The sequence below is a fragment of the Streptomyces sp. Qhu_M48 genome, from assembly GCF_051305195.1.
Lineage (GTDB): Bacteria > Actinomycetota > Actinomycetes > Streptomycetales > Streptomycetaceae > Streptomyces.
On record NZ_CP195432.1, the window covers coordinates 7,185,305 to 7,203,881 of the forward strand.

Here is an 18,577-nt window from a genome sequence, read left to right on the forward strand (position 1 = left end):
ACGAGTACTGTGGGACTCGCTTCCGGTCCTCCCGACGGGAGGCGCGCAGCATCGGCACTCAACCGAGCAACCCCGACAGTCTGCCATACGGGACCTTCCGGCCGCCAATCGGGAGCGAAGACTGTACCCCACGTCACGTACGGTCATGCGCCGGGCGCACGCGGCGGGCCCGGCCGCGCCCCTCCCTTTCACCCCAGGCGGCTGGCCCGTTCTGTGAGATGGCGGCGTTCCGGCCCGCTGGTCGTCCGGCGCGCCGCCTCCCGGTAGGCCTCGGCGGCCGCCTCGTCGTCGCCGAGGAGTTCGAGCAGGTGGGCCCGGGCGGCGAGGAGCCGGTGGTGCCGGGCCGTGCGCCGGTCCTTCGCCGACTCGTCCAGGAGCGCGAGCCCGGCCGCGGGCCCGTGGACCATGGCGACGGCCACCGCGCGGTTGAGGGTGACCACCGGATTCGGCCCGGTCCGCTCCAGGAGTTCGTACAGCGCGAGGATCTGCGGCCAGTCGGTGGCGTCGGCCGTCTTCGCCTCGTCGTGGACGGCCGCGATCGCCGCCTGGAGCTGGTACGGGCCCACCCGGCCCCGCCGCAGGGTGCGGCCGATCAGCTCGACGCCCTCCGCGACGAGCCCGCCGTCCCACCTCCCCCGGTCCTGCTCCGCGAGCGGCACCAGCTCTCCGTCCGGGCCCGTGCGGGCCGGACGGCGGGCGTCGGTGAGCAGCATCAGGGCGAGCAGACCCGCCGTCTCGGTGTCCTCGGGCAGCAGCCGGTGCAGCAGCCGCGCGAGCCGGATCGCCTCCATGGACAGCTCGGGCACGGTGAGCTGGTCACCGGCGCTGGCCGTGTAGCCCTCGTTGAAGATCAGGTAGAGCACGTGCCGCACCTCGGCGAGCCGGGCCGTGCGCTCCTCCCCCTCGGGCAGCGCGAGCGATCCGCCCGCCGCCTTGATCGTCTGCTTGGCCCGGCTGACGCGCTGCGCCATCGTCGCCTCGGGGACGAGGAAGGCGGCGGCGATCTGCGCGGTGGTGAGTCCGCCGACCGCCCGCAGCGTGAGCGCGATCCGGCTGGGCGGTGACAGGTCCGGGTGGCAGCAGAGGAAGAGCAGGGGCAGGGAGTCGTCCCAGCCGGTGGCGGGGGCGTCGGCGGCGCGGGCGACCCGTTCGGAGGCGGGGGTGGCGAAGGCGACGGCGTCCTCGCGGCGCCGACGCGCGGCCTCGCCGCGCACATGGTCGACGTACCTGCGCCGGGCGACGGTCAGCAGCCACGCGCGCGGGTCGTCGGGGACGGTCTCCCGCCCGGGCCACTGCCGCGCGGCGGCGATCAGCGCCTCCTGGACGGCGTCCTCGCAGGCGTCGAAGTCGCCGTGCCGCCGGACGAGGGCGACGAGGACCTGGGGCGCGTACTCCCGCAGCAGGTCCTCGACCTCGTGCGGGCTCACCCTTCCGCCGCCCCGGCCGCACCGCGCCGGTCGGGCCGGGCGGCGGCCGCGGGTGCGCGGGTCGTCACGACGTACGTCATCCGGGGTCTCCTCCCTTCCCATCCTCGCAGCGATGAGCGATTCGAACACAACCCCGAGTGCCGGATATCCGTCTTGCACGGGGACAGCAGCGGAGAGCGGAACCCCGAGGGACGGACCCCGTACGTGACCACACCACCCCGTCGCCGGACGGTTCTCGCCGCCGCCCTCGCCGTCACCTCGGCCGTCGCCGGGTGTTCCGTCCCGGAGCCGCGCAGGACCGCGCCGACCGTCGACCCCGCGCCCGGGAAGCCGATCGCCTCCACGCGGGCGCGACGCGCGCTGCTCCTGCAGGTGGCCGCGCACCCGGACGACGACCTGTACTTCATGAACCCCGACTCCCAGCGGCTGCTGGACTCCGGGGTCCCGCTGGTCTCGGTGTACGTGACGGCGGGCGAGCACACCGGCCGGAACCGGATCGCGGGGATGCCCGACACTCCCCCGGACCGGGCCGCCTACTCCTCCGCCCGTCACCAGGGCCTGCGCCAGTCGTACGCCGAGGCGCTCGGCCTGCCGAGGTTCACGCCCTGGCGGCGCGAGGTCCTCACGCTGCCGGGCGGGCGTCGGGCGGGGGTCGACACGCTCACGCACGGCGGCCGCCGGATCGAGCTGGTCTTCCTCAACCTGCCGATGCACACGAACCGGCGCTACATGGCGGTGCCCGCGCTCTGGCACGACCGTGCCCTGGAGCTGCGGACGCACCTGCCGGCCGGTTCGCCCCTCACCCGCTCGGACACCTACGACTACGACCGGCTGATAGACGTCCTCGTCGGGCTGCTCCGCCGCTACCGGCCCACGGTGGTGCACACCCTGGACCCCGATCCGGACATCCAGACCAGCGACGAGGCCACCCGGAAGCGGGACTCCGAGCAGCCCGGCTACTCGGACCACGGGGACCACACGGCGGTCGGCTGCTTCACCTGGGCCGCGCTGAGCCGCTGGGTCTCGGACGCGGTCCGGGACGGCGACCCGATACCGGCGTTCACGACGACGGCCTTCCGCGGCTACTACAACCGCCACTGGCCCAAGAACCTCCCGCCGCGGGTGCTGCGGGAGAAGGCCGCGCGGCTCGTCCCGTACGGCGGGGACCCGTCCTGGCAGTGCGGGAACCCCTCGGGCTGCGGCGACTACGGCGTCGGCGGCGACCGGCCGCTCACCAACCGCAAGGGCTGGGTGCGCTCCACCCACCACCGCTGGCCGTCCGCGGGCCCGGCGCTCGCCGAGGAGCCGGACGGACGCCTCACCGCGTACGGGGTGCTCGGTCTGCGCGCGGTCCGCTGGCGGGAGACGGCCCCCGGGGTGTGGAGCGAACCGGCCGATCTGGGCGGCGGCCCGCTGGCGCCCGCGCTCGGTTCGGCCGTGCTCGCCGACGGCCGGGTGCTGCTCTTCGGCGTCCGGTTCGCCGCGCTCGACGGCCACGGCGGGCCGAACTGGCGCGAGCTGGTCCTCCTGGAGCAGCGCTCCCCCGGCGGCCCGTTCCTCGCCTGGCGCGGGCTGGGGAGTCCGGAGCGCGAGGACGACCGGGGGCGCCGGGTCGGCGCCCCGGTGGCGGTCGCGGCCCCGGACGGCCGGGTCCATCTCCTCGTACGGAACGCGGACCGGGGCGTAGCGACGCGGGTGCGGACGGCGGACGGGGCCTGGGGCCCGTGGCGGACGCTCCCGGGGGACGCGGAGGTCCAGGACGGTCTCGCCGTCTCGCTGGACGCGGCGGGCCGGGTGCACGTCCACGCGGCGGGACGGGAGTCCGTACGGCACTGGGTGGACGGGGTGGAGCGGTCGGAGCGGCTGCCGCTCTCCGGATCCACGGTGGCGGCGGCCGGGGGTGAGCTGTATTACCGGCCGCCGGCGGCCGGCGAACTCCTGGGCCCGGCGGGCGACGCGGGTCTGGACGGCTACGGGGGCGTGGTCGCCGCGCACTCGGCGGCGCTCGGGACGGTGCTGCTCGGCACGGACCCGGACGGCCGGGTGCTGGTGCGGGCCGGTGGCCGGCCGCGTGTCCGGACGGAGGGGACGGCGGCGGTGTCGGCGGCGCTGCACCTGGGGGCGCGCCGGGCGACCGTGGTGGGCCTCGGCGCGGACGGGCACCCGTGGAGCTGGCGGCCCTAGGGGGGCTTGTCGATCCGGTCCGATCGACAGGCCGCCCCCTGGCGGACGGTGGCCGGCGAGAACCGGCCGGGAACGCGAGAAGGCCCCGCACCTTTCGGTGCGGGGCCTTCCCTCACTGCTCAGCAGCTCGCTGGAGCTACCAGGTCAGATCGAAGATCAGGCGGTGATCTTGACGACCTGGCCGGCGCCGACGGTCCGGCCACCCTCACGGATGGCGAACTTGAGGCCCTCCTCCATGGCGATGGGCTGGATCAGCTCAACGCTCATGGCGGTGTTGTCGCCCGGCATGACCATCTCGGTGCCCTCGGGGAGGGTCACGACGCCGGTCACGTCCGTGGTACGGAAGTAGAACTGCGGGCGGTAGTTGTTGAAGAACGGGGTGTGACGGCCACCCTCGTCCTTCGACAGGATGTAGGCCTGGGCCTCGAAGTTCGTGTGCGGCGTGACCGAACCCGGCTTGATGATGACCTGGCCGCGCTCGACGTCCTCACGCTTGATGCCACGGAGGAGCAGACCGACGTTCTCACCGGCCTGGCCCTCGTCGAGCAGCTTGCGGAACATCTCGATACCGGTGACCGTGGTGGTGGTCTTCTCGGTCTTGATACCGATGATGTCGACGGTCTCGTTGACCTTGAGGATACCGCGCTCGATACGACCGGTGACGACGGTGCCACGACCGGTGATCGTGAAGACGTCCTCGATCGGCATCAGGAACGGCTTGTCGACGTCACGCTCGGGCTGCGGGATCGACTCGTCGACGGCCTTCATGAGACCGAGGAGAGCCTCGCCCCACTCCTTGTCGCCCTCGAGCGCCTTGAGCGCCGAGACGCGGACGACCGGAAGGTCGTCGCCCGGGAACTCGTACTCGGAGAGGAGCTCACGAACCTCGAGCTCGACGAGCTCCAGGATCTCCTCGTCGTCCACCATGTCGGCCTTGTTCAGGGCGACGACGATGTACGGAACGCCGACCTGGCGGGCCAGGAGCACGTGCTCCTTGGTCTGCGGCATCGGGCCGTCGGTGGCGGCGACCACGAGGATGGCGCCGTCCATCTGCGCGGCACCCGTGATCATGTTCTTGATGTAGTCGGCGTGACCCGGGCAGTCGACGTGCGCGTAGTGACGCGACTCCGTCTGGTACTCGACGTGCGCGATCGAGATCGTGATACCGCGCTGGCGCTCCTCGGGAGCCTTGTCGATCTGATCGAAGGCCGAGGCCTCGTTCAGGTCCGGGTACGCGTCGTGCAGCACCTTGGTAATGGCGGCCGTGAGGGTCGTCTTACCGTGGTCAATGTGACCGATGGTGCCGATGTTGACGTGCGGCTTAGTCCGCTCGAACTTTGCCTTCGCCACTTGATCCTCCTGCGGAGTGGTTCTGTACGCCTTGCTTCATCGGCGCCAGGTGATCTTTGCTGGGATGCCAGGTCGCCGGGGCCCGTTCTCGGGGTTCCGGGGCGGAACCCCGGCGACTGGTGTCAAGCCTAAAGCGTGAACTTGGGAGAGTTACTCGCCCTTGGCCTTCGCGATGATCTCCTCGGCGACGTTCCGCGGAACCTCGGCGTAGGAGTCGAACTGCATCGAGTAGCTTGCGCGACCCGAGGTCTTGCTGCGGAGGTCGCCGACGTAGCCGAACATCTCCGAAAGGGGCACGAGGCCCTTCACGACGCGAGCGCCGCTGCGCTCCTCCATGGCCTGAATCTGACCACGGCGGGAGTTGATGTCGCCGATGACCTCACCCATGTAGTCCTCGGGCGTGGTGACCTCGACGGACATCATGGGCTCGAGGATGACCGGCGAAGCCTTGCGCGCGGCCTCCTTGAAGGCCTGCGAACCGGCGATCTTGAACGCGAGCTCGGAGGAGTCGACCTCGTGGTAGCCACCGTCGAGAAGAATGACGCGGACGCCGGTCATCTCGTAGCCGGCCAGGATGCCGAACTGCATGGCCTCCTGCGCACCCGCGTCGACCGAAGGGATGTACTCCTTCGGGATGCGGCCACCGGTGACCTTGTTCACGAACTCGTACGAGGCGTCGCCGCCCTCGATGGGCTCGATCGCGATCTGCACCTTGGCGAACTGACCGGTACCACCGGTCTGCTTCTTGTGGGTGTAGTCAAGTCGCTCGACGGCCTTGCGGATCGTCTCGCGGTACGCGACCTGCGGCTTGCCGACGTTCGCCTCGACCTTGAACTCGCGACGCATGCGGTCGACGAGGATGTCGAGGTGAAGCTCGCCCATACCACCGATGATGGTCTGGCCGGTCTCCTCGTCCGAGTGCACCTGGAAGGAGGGGTCCTCCTCCGCGAGACGCTGGATGGCGACACCCAGCTTCTCCTGGTCACCCTTGGACTTGGGCTCGATGGCGACCTGAATGACCGGCGCCGGGAAGTCCATGGACTCCAGGATGACCGGGTTCTTCTCGTCGCACAGCGTCTCACCGGTGGTGGTCTGCTTGAGGCCCATGACGGCGACGATGTCGCCGGCGCCCACCGAGTCGATCTCCTCACGCTTGTTCGCGTGCATGCGGTAGATCTTGCCGATGCGCTCCTTCTTGCCCTTGACGGAGTTCAGCACCGCGGTGCCGGCCTCCAGGCGACCGGAGTAGATCCGGACGAAGGTGAGCTTGCCGAGGTGCGGGTCGCTCGCGATCTTGAACGCGAGGGCCGACAGCGGCTCGTCGTCGGACGGCTTGCGCTTGACGACCAGCTCCGCGTCCTTGACGTCGTGGCCCTCGATGGCCTCGACGTCCAGGGGGGAGGGGAGGTAGCGCACGACCGCGTCGAGCAGGGGCTGGACGCCCTTGTTCTTGAACGCGGTGCCACAGAAGACGGGGGTGACCGTCTTCTCGCCGCCACCCTTGCCGGAGGCGATGGTGATGCGACGGACGGCGGCGTAGAGCTGCTCCTCGGTGGGCTCGACGCCCTCGAGGAAGAGCTCCATGAGCTCCTCGTCGTTCTCGGAGACGGCCTCGACCAGCTTGGCCCGGTACTCCTCGGCCAGCTCGACGAGGTCGGCCGGGATGTCGACGACGTCGTACATCTCGCCCTTGGACGCCTCGGCGGACCAGACCAGGGCCTTCATGCGGACGAGGTCCACGACACCCTGGAAGTCCATCTCGGCACCGATGGGCAGCTGCATGACGATCGGGACCGCGCCGAGGCGGTTCACGATCATGTCGACGCAGCGGAGGAAGTCCGCGCCCGTGCGGTCGAGCTTGTTGACGAAGCAGATACGCGGAACGCCGTAGCGGTCCGCCTGACGCCAGACGGTCTCGGACTGGGGCTCGACGCCGGCCACACCGTCGAACACGGTGACCGCACCGTCGAGCACGCGCAGCGAACGCTCCACCTCGACGGTGAAGTCGACGTGCCCCGGCGTGTCGATGATGTTGATCGTGTGATCGACATTCTCGAGCGGCCAGTGACAGGTCGTCGCGGCAGACGTGATCGTGATGCCGCGCTCCTGCTCCTGCTCCATCCAGTCCATCGTGGCAGCGCCGTCGTGGACTTCACCGATCTTGTACGAGACGCCGGTGTAGAACAGGATCCGCTCGGTGGTGGTCGTCTTGCCCGCGTCGATGTGCGCCATGATGCCGATGTTGCGCACCTTGGCAAGGTCAAGCGAAGTGGTAGCCATATCGGCTCAGTCTTCTCTCGGTCTCGATGTGGGTTGCGACTACCAGCGGTAGTGCGCGAAGGCCTTGTTGGACTCGGCCATCTTGTGCGTGTCCTCACGCTTCTTGACGGCCGCACCGAGGCCGTTCGAGGCGTCGAGGAGCTCGTTCATGAGGCGCTCGGTCATGGTCTTCTCACGACGGGCGCGGGAGTAACCCACGACCCAGCGGAGGGCCAGGGTCGCGGCGCGGCCCGGCTTGACCTCGATCGGCACCTGGTAGGTGGCGCCACCGACACGGCGGGACTTGACCTCGAGCGACGGCTTGACGTTCTCGAGCGCGCGCTTCAGCGTGATGACCGGGTCAGCGCCGGTCTTCTCGCGGAGGCCTTCCATGGCGCCGTAGACGATGCGCTCGGCGGTGGAGCGCTTGCCGTCCAGCAGGATCTTGTTGATCAGCGAGGTGACAAGAGGAGAGCTGTAGACCGGGTCGATGATGACCGGGCGCTTCGGGGCGGGGCCCTTACGAGGCATTCTTACTTCTCCTTCTTGGCGCCGTAGCGGCTGCGAGCCTGCTTACGGTTCTTGACGCCCTGCGTGTCGAGGGAACCGCGGATGATCTTGTAGCGAACACCCGGCAGGTCCTTCACGCGGCCACCGCGCACGAGCACGATCGAGTGCTCCTGCAGGTTGTGACCCTCACCCGGGATGTAGGCCGTGACCTCGATGCCGGAGGTCAGACGCACACGCGCGACCTTACGGAGCGCCGAGTTCGGCTTCTTCGGGGTGGTCGTGAACACACGCGTGCAGACGCCGCGACGCTGAGGGGAACCCTCGAGTGCGGGCGTCTTGTTCTTCTCGACCTTGTCCTGCCGGCCCTTCCGGACCAGCTGCTGGATCGTAGGCACTACTTCTCCGGTTTCTGTGTGCCGTCGTAAAACTAACCTGGAACAGTCACCGACCCACGCGGTCGGGTGTGTCGAATCGCGCTGACCCATCCACCAGGGCGGAAAGGCGCGGATCACGGTGGCCGATATATGACTCGCCTTGCGGTTGAGGACACGCACGCGAGCCCAGGCACACCCCAGGCACAAGGCTTGAGCGTACCTATCGCATGGACTCCGGTCAAAACAAATGGCCACGCACGCCCGGTCCCGGCCCGTGCGGGCCGGGACCGGGCGGGATCGGGAGGCGTCGGCGGTCAGTCCCGGGCGCTGCGACGGGGTTCGACGACCCCGGCGGGCGCCTCCGCCACCACGTCGGGCTCCAGGAACTGGTTCACGACCTTGACGAAGACGCCCATGCGCTCGTCGGGCACCCCGAGCCAGCGGGCGAAGTCCTCCATCGAGGGCTGCCAGTCGCTCGGCGGCAGCAGATCCGCCGCCATCGGGAGCTCCTCGGGCGTCACGCGCCCGGAGCGGATCAGCATGTCGCGGACCGAGACGCCCAGCAGCGGGGCGATCCTGCGCATGGTCTCCAGGTCGGGCATGCTCTGCCGCTGCAGCAGGCGCGTCACGGCGGCGCGGTGCACCCCCGCCTCGTCCGCGATCCGGGACTTGCCGCCGCCGCGCGGGCTGTCGATGTCGTAGCCGCGCTGTCTCATCAGGCCTTCGACCCAGCCTGCGAACTCGTCCAGCCCACGAGTGGTCATGTACAGCTCCTCACTCCACCCCTCCGGACCTCAACTCTAGCGTGCTTGCGCGCACAGAATTACCTGGTTTCGGGTACGCAACGTGTCGAATCGGTGAAGGTGACCCCGGTGGCACCCTGAAAGTTGTTGCGCGCTCGCACGCAACATGTAACTCTGGCGTGCCGCCGCACTCGTCGGCCCCCTGAGCCCCCACGGCCCCACCGGCCCCACGGAGCCCCGGAGGCCCCGGACCGTGGAGAACCTCTTGCTCCAGACCGACCCCACCCCCTGGCAGGCCGTCGCCGCGTGCGCCGACCTCTCCCCGTCCGTCGTCTTCGCCCGCCGCGCCAAGGAGGCGGCCCCGGCGCTGCGCGCCTGTGCCGCCTGCCCCGTCCGCCGCGAGTGCGAGACGGCGGTGGCCCCCGCGGAGAGCTACTTCGACGGCGTCTGCGCCGGCCGCCTGTGGCGCAACGGGCGCCCGGCGGACGCGGCGCGCGTGGCGAAGGCGGTCGCCCTCACCCCGACGTTCCCCCGGAGCGGCCGCCGTGGCTGACCGCACCGCGACCACCGCCGGGGCCGCGCGCACCGCCCCGGACCCCCGGGACGAGCGCACCACCACCAGCCCGGGCGCGGGCTCCGACGCCACCGTCGCGCTCGTGCTCCGCGACATCGCCCTCTGGACCGCGTCCCTCGTACGGCACTTCCCCGAGCTCGCCGAGGAGCTCGCGCCCGGACGCCGCGGCCCCGCGGGGAGCGCCCCGGCCCCCTCCCCCGCAGGCCGGGACGAGCAGATCCGCGAGGAGCGCCGCGAGGCGCTGCTCCTCCAGCAGCGCCACGGGCTCGCCGTCCCCGGCCACGGCGCCGCCCCGATCCGGCTGCACGTCTCCGACGCCATCCGCGACATCACCGACGGGGTGGTGGAGCTGGAGGAGGCGGTGTGCGCCCGGCTCTCGCTGCCCCGGCCGCCCCGCGCCGGGGTGATCGACCGGCTCCGCCGGGTGGTGGGACTCCTCGACGCGATCGCCGCCCACCCCGACCTGGCCCGGCACGTACGGGACGAGATCCGGCGGATGGCCCGGCGGTGCGCCCGGACGCTCGGCGACTCGGAGACGGTCGTCCGGGTGTCGGGCCGTTGCCCCTGGTGCGACTCGGTGTCGCTGCGGGCGTTCCCGGACCGGCGCGCGGTGCTCTGTGTGAACCCGGCGTGTGTGTGCGCGGACGAGGTGTGCGGCTGCCAGGACGATCCCGCCTACCGGCACCTGTGGCCGGAGCGGGAGTGGGAGGAGCTCGCGGCGGCCTCCGGATCCCGTACCGAGGAGATCGAGGCCGCGATGGACACGAACACGGCGGCGGACCTGGCGCCGGACACCCCGCCGGACACGGTCGCGGTGGCGGACCGGGCCCCGCACACGACGACGCCTGACACGGTCGCGGTGGCGGACCGGGCGCCGGGCGCGAGGACGGCCGCCCCGGACACGACGACGAACGACACGGAGGAGACCACGTGCTGAGCTCACCCGCCCTGCCGGCCCTGATTCCGGGACCGCTCGCCGCCGAGGAGGCGGGGGTCGCCCCCGCGACCATCCGCAAGTGGGTCCAGCTGGGCCATCTGCGGGCGGCCGGCAAGGCGGGCCGGGCGCAGCTCTTCCGCCTGGAGGACGTCTTCGCCGCCGAGCGCACCGCCCGCGGCCGTCCCCGTACCGCCTGACCCGCCCCCGCCCCTTCCGCCGTACGAGCAGCGCCCCGCGTCCATTCCGGACGGGGGGCGCTTTCGCGTGTCGCCGCTCGCGCCGCCGGGAACGCTCATGCCGCCAGGAAGCGGTGGAGCGAGTCCGTGAAGGCGGCGACGAAGCGGCCCTGGGTCTTTTCGGGGACGCGGTCCAGGGAGAGGTAGGGGTTGAGGTCCTCCAGTTCGACGAGGAGCAGCCCGCCGTCGGGGGCGCGGCAGGCGTCCACCCGCTGGATGCCGTGGTCGAGGGTGTTCCAGTCGACGAAGCGGCGGGCGAAGGCGAGGTCGTCCTCGGTGGGCTCGTACGGCTCCAGGACCCAGCGGCGTTCGGGGTCGGGGGCGTACAGGGCGTACTGGAAGAGGTCGTCGACGTAGTAGAAGGAGACCTCGTACCGGAAGTCGACGCGGGGCTGGACGAGGAGTCCGCCGTGTTCGAGGCCGAGTCCGGTGAGCTGCTCGCGGGGCAGGAAGACCAGGCCGATGGAGTCGGCGCCCGCCTTGGGCTTGACCGCGTACTCGGGTGCGTCGGGCAGCCGGTGGAGGTCCTCGGGCCGGTCGACGGTGGGGATCACGGGGTACCCGTCGGCCGTCAGGTCGAGGAGGTACTGCTTGCCGGCCATGTCGCCGCGGCCGTGGAGCGGGTTGTAGACGCGGGTCCCCTCGGCCAGGGCGCGCTCCCGGAAGGCCTCGTACTCCTTCTGGTAGCCGAGGACCGGGCCGCTGTTGCGGACGACGACGGCGTCGAAGCCGTCCATGAGGGCGGCGGCGTCGAGCGGATGACAGAGCGCCAGGTCGAAGCTCTCGCGCAGCCGGGTGGTGAGGTGGATGTCCTCGTCGCAGTAGCGCCGGCCGCGGGCCGGGTAGGCGAGGTCGGTGACGTACAGAAGGCGGGGGCGGGCGGGCACGGGGCGGCTCCTGGGTCGGGGTGGGCGCCAACTTATCGGCCGTGGGTACGGGGCCCGAACGGAAGCCCTCCGAACTAGTTGCGTGCGCGCACGCTCTCTGTCACAGTTGGTGCAGCGGCGGAGCTGCGCCCGAACGACGGGCGGCGGCTTCGCCGTTCGCCGTCCGGGCGTGGCTCCGCGCCCCGCCCTCCCGCCGGAGCCCCCGGGCGGCGCCCCGTCCCGTACCCCTCTCCGAGGAGAACCCGTCATGACCACTCCCCCGAGTGCGTTCCCGGACGTCGAGAAGCTGGTCGTCGACGTCCTCAAGGCCGACCCCGCCCTGGCCGGCGCGACCATCGCGGTCAACGCCCCGGCCGGCTTCGACGGCACGCAGAGCGCGGTCCTGGTGAACCGCCGCGGCGGCGCCTGGATCGGCGACCTGCACGTCGACATGCCGCTGATCGAGTTCGAGGTGTACGGGCCGACCAAGAACGCCGCCCACGTCCTCGCCAACGGCGCCCGCCGGGCCCTGCTCGCCACCATCGGCAAGCAGATCGGCGCCGGCAACGTCGTCCACGACGTCGAGGAGCAGGACGGACCGCGCTGGCTGCCCGACTACCTCTACCGGGGCGCCAACCGCTACCTGTGCGTCATCCGCCTCTCCCTGAGCGTGTTCTAGCCGCTCGCCCGGGCGTCCACCGGGCCGCTCCGGCTCCCGCCGGACGCCCACCCCACAGACCAGGCCTCGCCGTCCGGCGGGGCCTTTGCCGTACCCGGGACTCACGCCCGGGGCGGCGCCCTCACCCCATCACAAGGAGAAATCCACCATGGCAGGAAACAACTCGGCCGAGATCCGCGTCGCCGGTACCGGCAAGCTCTACGTCGCCGAGGCCGGCACCACGGCCCCGGCCACCTTCGGCACCGACGCCGCGGCCGACTGGACCGGCGCGGGCTGGAAGGACCTCGGCTTCACCTCCGGCGACGGCGTCACGTTCTCGAAGAAGGACAAGCTGGAGGCCATCGACTCGTGGCAGTCGGTCTCCCCGGTCCACTACATCTACTCGGCCCGTGACCTCTCGCTGAAGTTCTCGCTGCTCCAGTTCAACGAGGACACGCTGCCGTTCTTCATGGGTGGTGACGCCGTCAAGGCCGAGCCGACCCCGGCGGTCGACACCTACCGGTACGAGATCGCCGAGCGTCCGTTCGCGGACGTCCGCGCCCTCGGCCTGGAGTTCACCGACGTCAAGGCCGGCGGCACGACCGCGGTGCGGTACCGCTTCATCATCCCGCGCGGCCAGGTCACCGCCACCGACGACATCAAGCTGGCCCGCAAGGCGGCGTCGCAGCTCGGCATCACCTTCAGCGCGATGTCGAAGGGCGACGGCAAGCCGCTGGCGACCTTCCTCATGAAGGACAGCCAGTACGGCGCCACCGCCTGATCCCTCTCCACCCGGGGCGGGACGGCCGACCGCCGTCCCGCCCCGCCCTCTCCTCTTCACCTCACCCGAACAAGGAGTACGCATCACCATGGCCGGTTTCGACGTCAACGCAGCCCGCGCCCAGCGCCAGGAGGCCCACGGCCGCGCCTGGTCCTTCGAGCTGGACGGCGAGAACTACACCCTTCCGACCGAACTGAGCCGCGCGACGGCCAAGGCGCTGCGCAAGCTCGACGACAACGACGTGGACGGCCTGCTCGCGCTCCTGATGGGTGAGGAGCAGTTCAGCCGCTTCGAGCAGCACGACATCACCATGCAGGACATCGCCGCCATCCTGGAGGCCTACGGCAAGGAGACCGGGCTCGGCCTGGGGGAAGACTGAGCCTCGTCGAGTTCGTCGAAGAACACGCCGAGGCCCTTGAGGCGGATCTCCTCCGCTACTACTCCGTCGATCTCCTCGACTGGCACCGGGGAGAGCTCTCCAGCCGACGGGTGCTGGCCCTGATCAAGCACCTGCCGCAGGACAGCGCCCTCCAGCGGGAGCTCCACGGCGAGGCCGCCGGGTGGTCGGTCACCGATCATCTGCTGGCGGCGACGGTGGACCATCTGGCCGTCTCCAACTGGATGTTCATGTGCGTCAACAGCGGCGAGGACGGCGACCAGCCGGATCCGCCGAAGCCCGTCCCTCGCCCGGGCCTGCGGGACGGAGACGAGGAGGAAGGCACGGACGCCCACGAGAACGGCGGGAGCGCGGGTGGCGAGGAGAGCGCCACGGTGTCTCCCCAGGCCCTCGCCCGTTTCTTCGGGTGAACCCGCGGCCCCCGGAGCCCGTTCCCCTCAGGGACCGGGCTCCGGGGGCGCTTCCCGTGCTCGCTCGGAGGACAGCTCCTTCTCCAGGGCCTTGGCCCGGTCGGACAGCCGTCGCCCCCTGCCCGATCGCGCCTCCGGACCGTCGGACTCCTGGTCGCGGCGGTCGGCGGCCGGGTTCTGTACGGGTACCCCGGCGAGCGGTGGCACGATCGGCCGCCCTCCCTTGCCGCGCATCACCTTCCGTACCGGCTGGGCGCTCCTGCGGGCGCGGCTCTCCTGGGCGGTCAGGAGGACGTCCGGTTCCGTGCCGGGTTCGGGGCCCGAGGTGTGCTCGGGTTCGGGCTCGGGGCGCTGTTCGAACAGCTCGCGCTCCCTGCGGACCCGCTCCTCGGCCTCGACCACGGCGGCCGGCGGTTCGAGGAGCCGGGCGAAGGGCAGCGGGATGACCCGGGCGCCGTCCTGTCCGACCTCGACACGCCGCTCGGGACGTCGGATCCCCCGTGCGTCACCCTGTCCCTGGGTGTAGGCGTCGGCGACGCGCTTCTCGTACTCCCTGCGTATCCGGGGGAGTTCGTCCGAAACCGCTTCGGCCCAGCCCGCGGTGAACGCGGCGGTCTCCCGTCGGTCGACCTCGGTCCGGGGGATCACGACGAGGTCCTCGGTGGCGTACCCGTGGACGAGGACGAGCTCGGAGAGGCGTGCGAAGAGGTGGGGCAGATCGGGGTGGGACGCGAGCCAGTCGACGACTCGCTCGCGCCGGTTGGCTCCCGGCTCCGTTTCCATGCGTCAGTACTGCCTTCCAGCCCCCTGGGGTCCCCGCGCGCCCCTCGCGCCCCCGCGCCCCGAGGTGGTCCGGTCCGGAGAGCGTCTTCCAGGTTACCCGGTCGAACAGATGCTCCGATCAGACGCCAACCCGTACGGACGACACGCCAGAAGACACGCCGTCAGACGTTTCCCGCTCGACAAACCTAGAACAGATGTTCCACACTCTGTTCGCACAGTTGTTCGAACACGTGGTGCCCCCGCTCCTCACTCCGCGGCGCCGCCACACACGCAAAGGGCAAGCAACCGGAAGGCAGGCGTCCATGACCCAGCAGGCCGAGGCATCGCGACCGCACATCCCACTTCAGGACCGCCTCCGCCAGCTCCTCGACGGACCCGTCGCCCTCGACAAGAGAGCGCTGCTCGGCACGCTGTACGCCGAGGTCTCCCGCTGCGAGACCCTCGCGTACGCGGCCGGCTGGAACGACGCCCTCGCGACGACGCGCCGCGCCGCCCGCCGGGGCGAGGACGCCTAGCCGCCCCGCCGCCCCAGACGAACGAGCCCCCGCCGGAACCGGCGGGGGCTTTTCGGCGCTTGGCCCTCACGGGCCGGAAGCGGAGCAAACCATGGCAGAACCAGACATCCCCACGCTGATCGCCGACCTCAAGATCACCGTGGTCCAGGGGCACATACGGCAGATCCTGGAACACAGCGCCGTCACGGGCGACCTGTCGACCATCAAGGACAGCCTCGCGCACCTCAAGGAGAAGATCGAAGAGATCCACATCGAGGTCGTCAAGCACAAGAAGACCGAGATGCTCGAGATGCTCGGCCTCGACAAGCTCGCCGCCGTCCACGAGAAGTACCAGGAGGCCAAGCTCGACGACAAGGTCGCGTGGTGGGACTGGCTCACCGCGGGCCTGCTCAGCATCATCCCGCTCGTCCTCATCCCCGCCCTCGCCCTCCTCTTCAAGGGCCAGATCATCGAATTGTCCCGGCGGGTCCAGTCCGGCGGCGACATGGACAAGCCGATCTGGACCAGCAACGGCAACGGCGGGTTCCACAAGGAGTCGCGCAAGTCGATCGAAGCGCGTGAGGCGCGGACCTGGAACGGCGGCACCAGCGTCGCCGACATCGTGCAGGACGGGACGAACGCCGACAGGGCCAGGGCGCTGACCAAGGAGCTGGGGCCCCTGAACGGCGAACTCCTCAAGTTCAACAACCGGGCCCCCGAGTTCCTCCGCCACTTCGGCGGGCTGCCCGACGCGGGCAAGGCCAAGAAGGCGGTGGAGGTCCTCCAGAAGATCTCCGACGCCATCGGCCGGATCAACCTGACCGCGCTGACCACCGTCGCCAACGGCATCGGCCGGATCGTCGACCAGACGGCCAAGGCCAACCCCCTGCACGTCACCAAGGTCGCCGACGCGATCGGAAAGCTCGTCTCGGCGGCGAAGGAACTGAAGCCGGAAATGATCCCCAAGGCGCGCCCCCTGCAGGACTCGGCCACGGCGATGAACAACCTCGCCGGCGAGACCGGAACCCTCCGCTCGAAGCTCCAGGAGCTCAGACTCACGGTCCAGTCCCTCGACCAGCAGCTCGGCGGAGCCTGATCCCCACCCACCCCGAAAGGAGGTAAACCATGTCCCTCGTAAGAAGCCTGAGGAACGCGTCCACCGCTCTCGGCGGCATCAGGACCCAGGCGTCCACCGCCGGCACCTCGATCAAGAAGGTCGGCGACGCCGGCAAGTCGGCGTCCGGTCAGCTCAAGACGCTCCGTACCAACGCCCAGGGCTCCGGAGGCGAGCTCAAGAAGCTCAAGACCGCCTCGGAGCAGGCCGAACGCGCCATGAAGAAGGCCGGCGACACCGCCCAGTCCGCCGGGACCAAGCTCGGCAAGTACGAGTCCGGTGCGGGCAAGGCCGCCAAGGGCCAGGACAAGCTCAACAAGTCCATGAAGGGCAACATCCTCGCCCGGTTGCTCGAACTCTTCATGCCGCTCATCGAGAAGATCGTCGAGATGGCGTCGCGCTCGAAGACGATGCAGACGGTCATGAAGAAGGCCTTCGACGCCGTCAAGAGCGTCATCAGCTCCGTCATGAAGGCCATCGGGCCGATCATGAAGAAGGCCGGCGACCTGATCAAGACGGTCTGGAACGGCATCAAGAAGGCCGTCTCCACCGTCGTCAAGGCCGTAGCGACGGTCATCAAGACCTACGTGAACATCTGGAAGTCGGTCATCACCACGGTGATGAACGCGATCAAGAGCGTCATCAGCGGGGTCTGGAAGGGCATCAAGGCCGTCATCACGCCGGTCGTCGACTGGATCAAGACCGCGATCCCGAAGGCGTTCACCGCCGTCAAGGACAAGATGTCCTCCGTCTGGAACGGCCTCAAGGACATCGCGTCCCGGGCGTTCGACGGCATCAAGAGCGGCGTGAAGGGCCCGATCAACTCCGTCATCGGCCTGATCAACGGGATGATCAGCAGCCTCAACCGCGTCAAGGTCAGCGTCCCCGGCTGGGTCCCGCTCGTCGGCGGCAAGACCTTCGGCGTCAACCTGCCGACCATCCCCATGCTCGCCACCGGTGGTGTCGTCATGCCCCGCCACGGCGGTGTCCCGGCGATCCTCGCCGAGGCCGGCGAGGCCGAGGCCGTCCTCCCGCTCTCCAAGCTGGACCGCCTGCTCGCCCTCACCGCGCAGCGCGCCCGCGCGGCCGCCGGCCCCCAGATCGGACGGGGCGGCGCCGGACTGCACATCGAGCACTACCACGCCGCCCGCGGAAGTGACCCGCAGTCCACGGCCGACGCCCTCATGTACCTGGCGAAGGCCCGCGGATGAGTGCCGTCGCAGCCATGCCGAACTTCAGGGGTGTCCGCTCGCCGGTGGTCTCCCTGCGGCAGGGCGCCGTCCAGGGGGGCGCCTCGCTGCGACGACTCAAGCAGGACGTCCAGCGCGCGTCCCAAGGCGTCGGCGCCCTCGCCACCGGTCTGCGAACGGTCGGCCCCGCTCTCCGTACCCTCGGCGGCAACGCCTCCGGCGCCGCCACCTCCGTCGACAGGATCCGCCGGTCCACCGCGCCCGCCCGCGTCAAGCGGATCGGCGCCGCGGCGGGCAAGGCCCGCACCGCGGCGGCCAGGATCGGCACCGGCGTCGGCGCGATCCTCGGCCTCCTCCTGCCGATGCTCCCCGTCACCGACGTCATCGCCGGCCTGATGGGCACCTTCGGCACCGTGATGACCGTCGCCTCCGTCGCGATGACCGCCGTCAACGTCGCCATGCGGGCCAACCCGCTCGGTTTCGTCGTCGGCATCCTCGTGCCCGTCGCGGCGTACCTCATCGAGCTGGCCCTCAACTCCGAGACCGGCCAGCGGATCATGAAGCAGGTCTTCGAACAGGCCCTCAGGATCGTCCAGGAGATCTGGACGTTCCTCGCCCCCTTCGTGGAACTGATCGGGACGGCCGTCGGGACCTACTTCCGGGGGTACCTGACCCTGATCACCGAAGTGATCAAGGGAATCGGCACCGTCATCGGCGGGATCTCGAAGCTCGGCACCGCCGTCTCCTCGTCCTGGATCGCGCTGCGCCCGATCGCCTCGGGCGCCATGAACGGGATCAAGGACCGGGTGCGGCCGATCGTCTCCTGGATCACCGACTCCGTCCCCGGCTTCTTCCGGACCGCGAAGGACGCGGTCTCCGGGGCCCTGCGCGGCATCGGCGACCTCATCGAGGGCGCGCTGAGCACCGTGATCGGGGTCGTCAAGGGCCCGGTCAACGGCCTCATCGCCTTCATCAACTGGATCATCGACGGTCTCAACAAGCTCAGCTTCGAGATCCCGCTCACGGGCAAGAAGTTCGGCGTCGACCTCGACAAGATCCCGATGCTCGCGGACGGCGGCATCGTCTTCCCCGGCGGCGACGCGGACGAGTACCGCATCGACCCGCTCTCCCAGTTGGAGAACCGCCGCGTCCCGGCCCTCAGCGAGCCGCCCCGACAGCCGTACCGCGTACGGGAGTTCCGCGAGGTCCCCGGTGCCGGACCCCGGTCGACCGCCGAGGACCTCCTCTTCCTCGCCGCCGCCCACCCCTGACCCCCGCCGACCTCCCATC

The 18,577-nt window shown here is 70.5% G+C and carries 20 protein-coding genes; 12 read left to right on the forward strand and 8 right to left on the reverse strand.

Features of this window, described 5'->3' with window-relative positions:
- Nucleotides 1-188: 188 nt before the first annotated feature.
- Complete coding sequence (locus tag ACRRSS_RS32195; protein ID WP_435974534.1) at nt 189-1,427, reverse strand: RNA polymerase sigma factor; 1,239 nt, start codon at nt 1,425-1,427, stop codon at nt 189-191.
- A 204-nt stretch (nt 1,428-1,631) separates the two neighbouring features.
- Here ACRRSS_RS32195 and ACRRSS_RS32200 point away from each other — a divergent pair, with 204 nt between their 5' ends.
- Nucleotides 1,632-3,611: a PIG-L family deacetylase gene (locus tag ACRRSS_RS32200; protein ID WP_435974535.1), complete on the forward strand. Its 1,980-nt coding sequence runs from the start codon at nt 1,632-1,634 to the stop codon at nt 3,609-3,611.
- A gap of 156 nt (nt 3,612-3,767) precedes the next feature.
- On the opposite strand, the gene tuf is transcribed toward ACRRSS_RS32200, so the two are convergent.
- The 5 genes from tuf to ACRRSS_RS32225 all read right to left on the reverse strand — a co-directional run bounded on the left by tuf (nt 3,768) and on the right by ACRRSS_RS32225 (nt 8,868).
- On the reverse strand, nt 3,768-4,961 hold the full coding sequence (gene tuf / locus ACRRSS_RS32205; protein ID WP_024755402.1) for an elongation factor Tu: 1,194 nt from the start codon (nt 4,959-4,961) through the stop codon (nt 3,768-3,770).
- A gap of 150 nt (nt 4,962-5,111) precedes the next feature.
- Entirely contained in the window at nt 5,112-7,241 is a 2,130-nt protein-coding gene (fusA, locus tag ACRRSS_RS32210; RefSeq protein ID WP_351901961.1) for an elongation factor G, read from the reverse strand.
- Between the two features lie 39 nt (nt 7,242-7,280).
- Nucleotides 7,281-7,751, reverse strand: coding sequence for a 30S ribosomal protein S7 (rpsG, locus tag ACRRSS_RS32215; RefSeq protein ID WP_018101248.1), 471 nt, complete (start codon nt 7,749-7,751; stop codon nt 7,281-7,283).
- Between the two features lie 2 nt (nt 7,752-7,753).
- The gene (rpsL, locus tag ACRRSS_RS32220) at nt 7,754-8,125 is read right to left on the reverse strand and encodes a 30S ribosomal protein S12 (protein ID WP_003948652.1); all 372 of its coding nucleotides are present in this window, start codon (nt 8,123-8,125) and stop codon (nt 7,754-7,756) included.
- Between the two features lie 293 nt (nt 8,126-8,418).
- Nucleotides 8,419-8,868: a helix-turn-helix domain-containing protein gene (locus ACRRSS_RS32225; protein ID WP_435974536.1), complete on the reverse strand. Its 450-nt coding sequence runs from the start codon at nt 8,866-8,868 to the stop codon at nt 8,419-8,421.
- 244 nt (nt 8,869-9,112) lie between these two features.
- Here ACRRSS_RS32225 and ACRRSS_RS32230 point away from each other — a divergent pair, with 244 nt between their 5' ends.
- The 3 genes from ACRRSS_RS32230 to ACRRSS_RS32240 are packed head-to-tail and all read left to right on the forward strand — an operon-like array spanning nt 9,113 to nt 10,555.
- Complete coding sequence (locus tag ACRRSS_RS32230; protein ID WP_435974537.1) at nt 9,113-9,400, forward strand: WhiB family transcriptional regulator; 288 nt, start codon at nt 9,113-9,115, stop codon at nt 9,398-9,400.
- Entirely contained in the window at nt 9,393-10,358 is a 966-nt protein-coding gene (locus ACRRSS_RS32235; protein WP_435974538.1) for a hypothetical protein, read from the forward strand. Before ACRRSS_RS32230 ends, ACRRSS_RS32235 begins: the two co-directional genes overlap by 8 nt.
- The gene (locus tag ACRRSS_RS32240; protein ID WP_435974539.1) at nt 10,352-10,555 is read left to right on the forward strand and encodes a hypothetical protein; all 204 of its coding nucleotides are present in this window, start codon (nt 10,352-10,354) and stop codon (nt 10,553-10,555) included. The genes ACRRSS_RS32235 and ACRRSS_RS32240 overlap by 7 nt, the downstream gene beginning before the upstream one ends.
- Before the next feature lie 95 nt (nt 10,556-10,650).
- Here the strand turns inward: ACRRSS_RS32240 and ACRRSS_RS32245 are convergent, their stop codons facing one another.
- Nucleotides 10,651-11,481, reverse strand: a complete 831-nt coding sequence (locus ACRRSS_RS32245; RefSeq protein WP_435974540.1) for a hypothetical protein — start codon at nt 11,479-11,481, stop codon at nt 10,651-10,653.
- A 247-nt stretch (nt 11,482-11,728) separates the two neighbouring features.
- Between ACRRSS_RS32245 and ACRRSS_RS32250 the strand changes: the two genes are divergently transcribed.
- The 4 genes from ACRRSS_RS32250 to ACRRSS_RS32265 all read left to right on the forward strand — a co-directional run bounded on the left by ACRRSS_RS32250 (nt 11,729) and on the right by ACRRSS_RS32265 (nt 13,706).
- Nucleotides 11,729-12,139 carry a hypothetical protein gene (locus ACRRSS_RS32250; protein WP_435974541.1) on the forward strand — a complete coding sequence of 137 codons (411 nt, stop codon included), beginning with the start codon at nt 11,729-11,731 and terminating at the stop codon, nt 12,137-12,139.
- 148 nt (nt 12,140-12,287) lie between these two features.
- Nucleotides 12,288-12,899 (forward strand): phage tail protein, encoded by a 612-nt coding sequence (locus ACRRSS_RS32255; RefSeq protein ID WP_435974542.1) that lies wholly within the window; start codon nt 12,288-12,290, stop codon nt 12,897-12,899.
- 88 nt (nt 12,900-12,987) lie between these two features.
- The gene (locus tag ACRRSS_RS32260) at nt 12,988-13,278 is read left to right on the forward strand and encodes a hypothetical protein (RefSeq protein WP_435974543.1); all 291 of its coding nucleotides are present in this window, start codon (nt 12,988-12,990) and stop codon (nt 13,276-13,278) included.
- Between the two features lie 113 nt (nt 13,279-13,391).
- Nucleotides 13,392-13,706 carry a hypothetical protein gene (locus ACRRSS_RS32265; RefSeq protein WP_435975478.1) on the forward strand — a complete coding sequence of 105 codons (315 nt, stop codon included), beginning with the start codon at nt 13,392-13,394 and terminating at the stop codon, nt 13,704-13,706.
- 27 nt (nt 13,707-13,733) lie between these two features.
- Here ACRRSS_RS32265 and ACRRSS_RS32270 read toward each other — a convergent pair whose 3' ends face one another.
- On the reverse strand, nt 13,734-14,489 hold the full coding sequence (locus ACRRSS_RS32270; protein WP_435974544.1) for a hypothetical protein: 756 nt from the start codon (nt 14,487-14,489) through the stop codon (nt 13,734-13,736).
- Nucleotides 14,490-14,791: 302 nt separating this feature from the next.
- Here ACRRSS_RS32270 and ACRRSS_RS32275 point away from each other — a divergent pair, with 302 nt between their 5' ends.
- From ACRRSS_RS32275 to ACRRSS_RS32290, 4 genes are all read left to right on the forward strand, one after another.
- Complete coding sequence (locus tag ACRRSS_RS32275) at nt 14,792-15,004, forward strand: hypothetical protein (RefSeq protein WP_351901941.1); 213 nt, start codon at nt 14,792-14,794, stop codon at nt 15,002-15,004.
- A gap of 91 nt (nt 15,005-15,095) precedes the next feature.
- Entirely contained in the window at nt 15,096-16,079 is a 984-nt protein-coding gene (locus tag ACRRSS_RS32280) for a hypothetical protein (RefSeq protein WP_435974545.1), read from the forward strand.
- A gap of 29 nt (nt 16,080-16,108) precedes the next feature.
- Entirely contained in the window at nt 16,109-17,308 is a 1,200-nt protein-coding gene (locus ACRRSS_RS32285) for a phage tail protein (protein ID WP_435974546.1), read from the forward strand.
- A 14-nt stretch (nt 17,309-17,322) separates the two neighbouring features.
- Entirely contained in the window at nt 17,323-18,558 is a 1,236-nt protein-coding gene (locus ACRRSS_RS32290; RefSeq protein WP_435974547.1) for a phage tail protein, read from the forward strand.
- Nucleotides 18,559-18,577: the final 19 nt, after the last annotated feature.

Excerpts from the sequence above, each read along its gene's own strand:
- fusA (WP_351901961.1), bottom strand. The coding sequence starts at position 7,241 with ATGGCTACCACTTCGCTTGACCTTGCCAAGGTGCGCAACATCGGCATC.
- rpsG (WP_018101248.1), bottom strand. The coding sequence starts at position 7,751 with ATGCCTCGTAAGGGCCCCGCCCCGAAGCGCCCGGTCATCATCGACCCG.
- ACRRSS_RS32225 (WP_435974536.1), bottom strand. The coding sequence starts at position 8,868 with ATGACCACTCGTGGGCTGGACGAGTTCGCAGGCTGGGTCGAAGGCCTG.
- ACRRSS_RS32250 (WP_435974541.1), top strand. The coding sequence starts at position 11,729 with ATGACCACTCCCCCGAGTGCGTTCCCGGACGTCGAGAAGCTGGTCGTC.
- ACRRSS_RS32255 (WP_435974542.1), top strand. The coding sequence starts at position 12,288 with ATGGCAGGAAACAACTCGGCCGAGATCCGCGTCGCCGGTACCGGCAAG.
- ACRRSS_RS32260 (WP_435974543.1), top strand. The coding sequence starts at position 12,988 with ATGGCCGGTTTCGACGTCAACGCAGCCCGCGCCCAGCGCCAGGAGGCC.
- ACRRSS_RS32270 (WP_435974544.1), bottom strand. The coding sequence starts at position 14,489 with ATGGAAACGGAGCCGGGAGCCAACCGGCGCGAGCGAGTCGTCGACTGG.
- ACRRSS_RS32275 (WP_351901941.1), top strand. The coding sequence starts at position 14,792 with ATGACCCAGCAGGCCGAGGCATCGCGACCGCACATCCCACTTCAGGAC.
- ACRRSS_RS32280 (WP_435974545.1), top strand. The coding sequence starts at position 15,096 with ATGGCAGAACCAGACATCCCCACGCTGATCGCCGACCTCAAGATCACC.
- ACRRSS_RS32285 (WP_435974546.1), top strand. The coding sequence starts at position 16,109 with ATGTCCCTCGTAAGAAGCCTGAGGAACGCGTCCACCGCTCTCGGCGGC.
- ACRRSS_RS32290 (WP_435974547.1), top strand. The coding sequence starts at position 17,323 with ATGCCGAACTTCAGGGGTGTCCGCTCGCCGGTGGTCTCCCTGCGGCAG.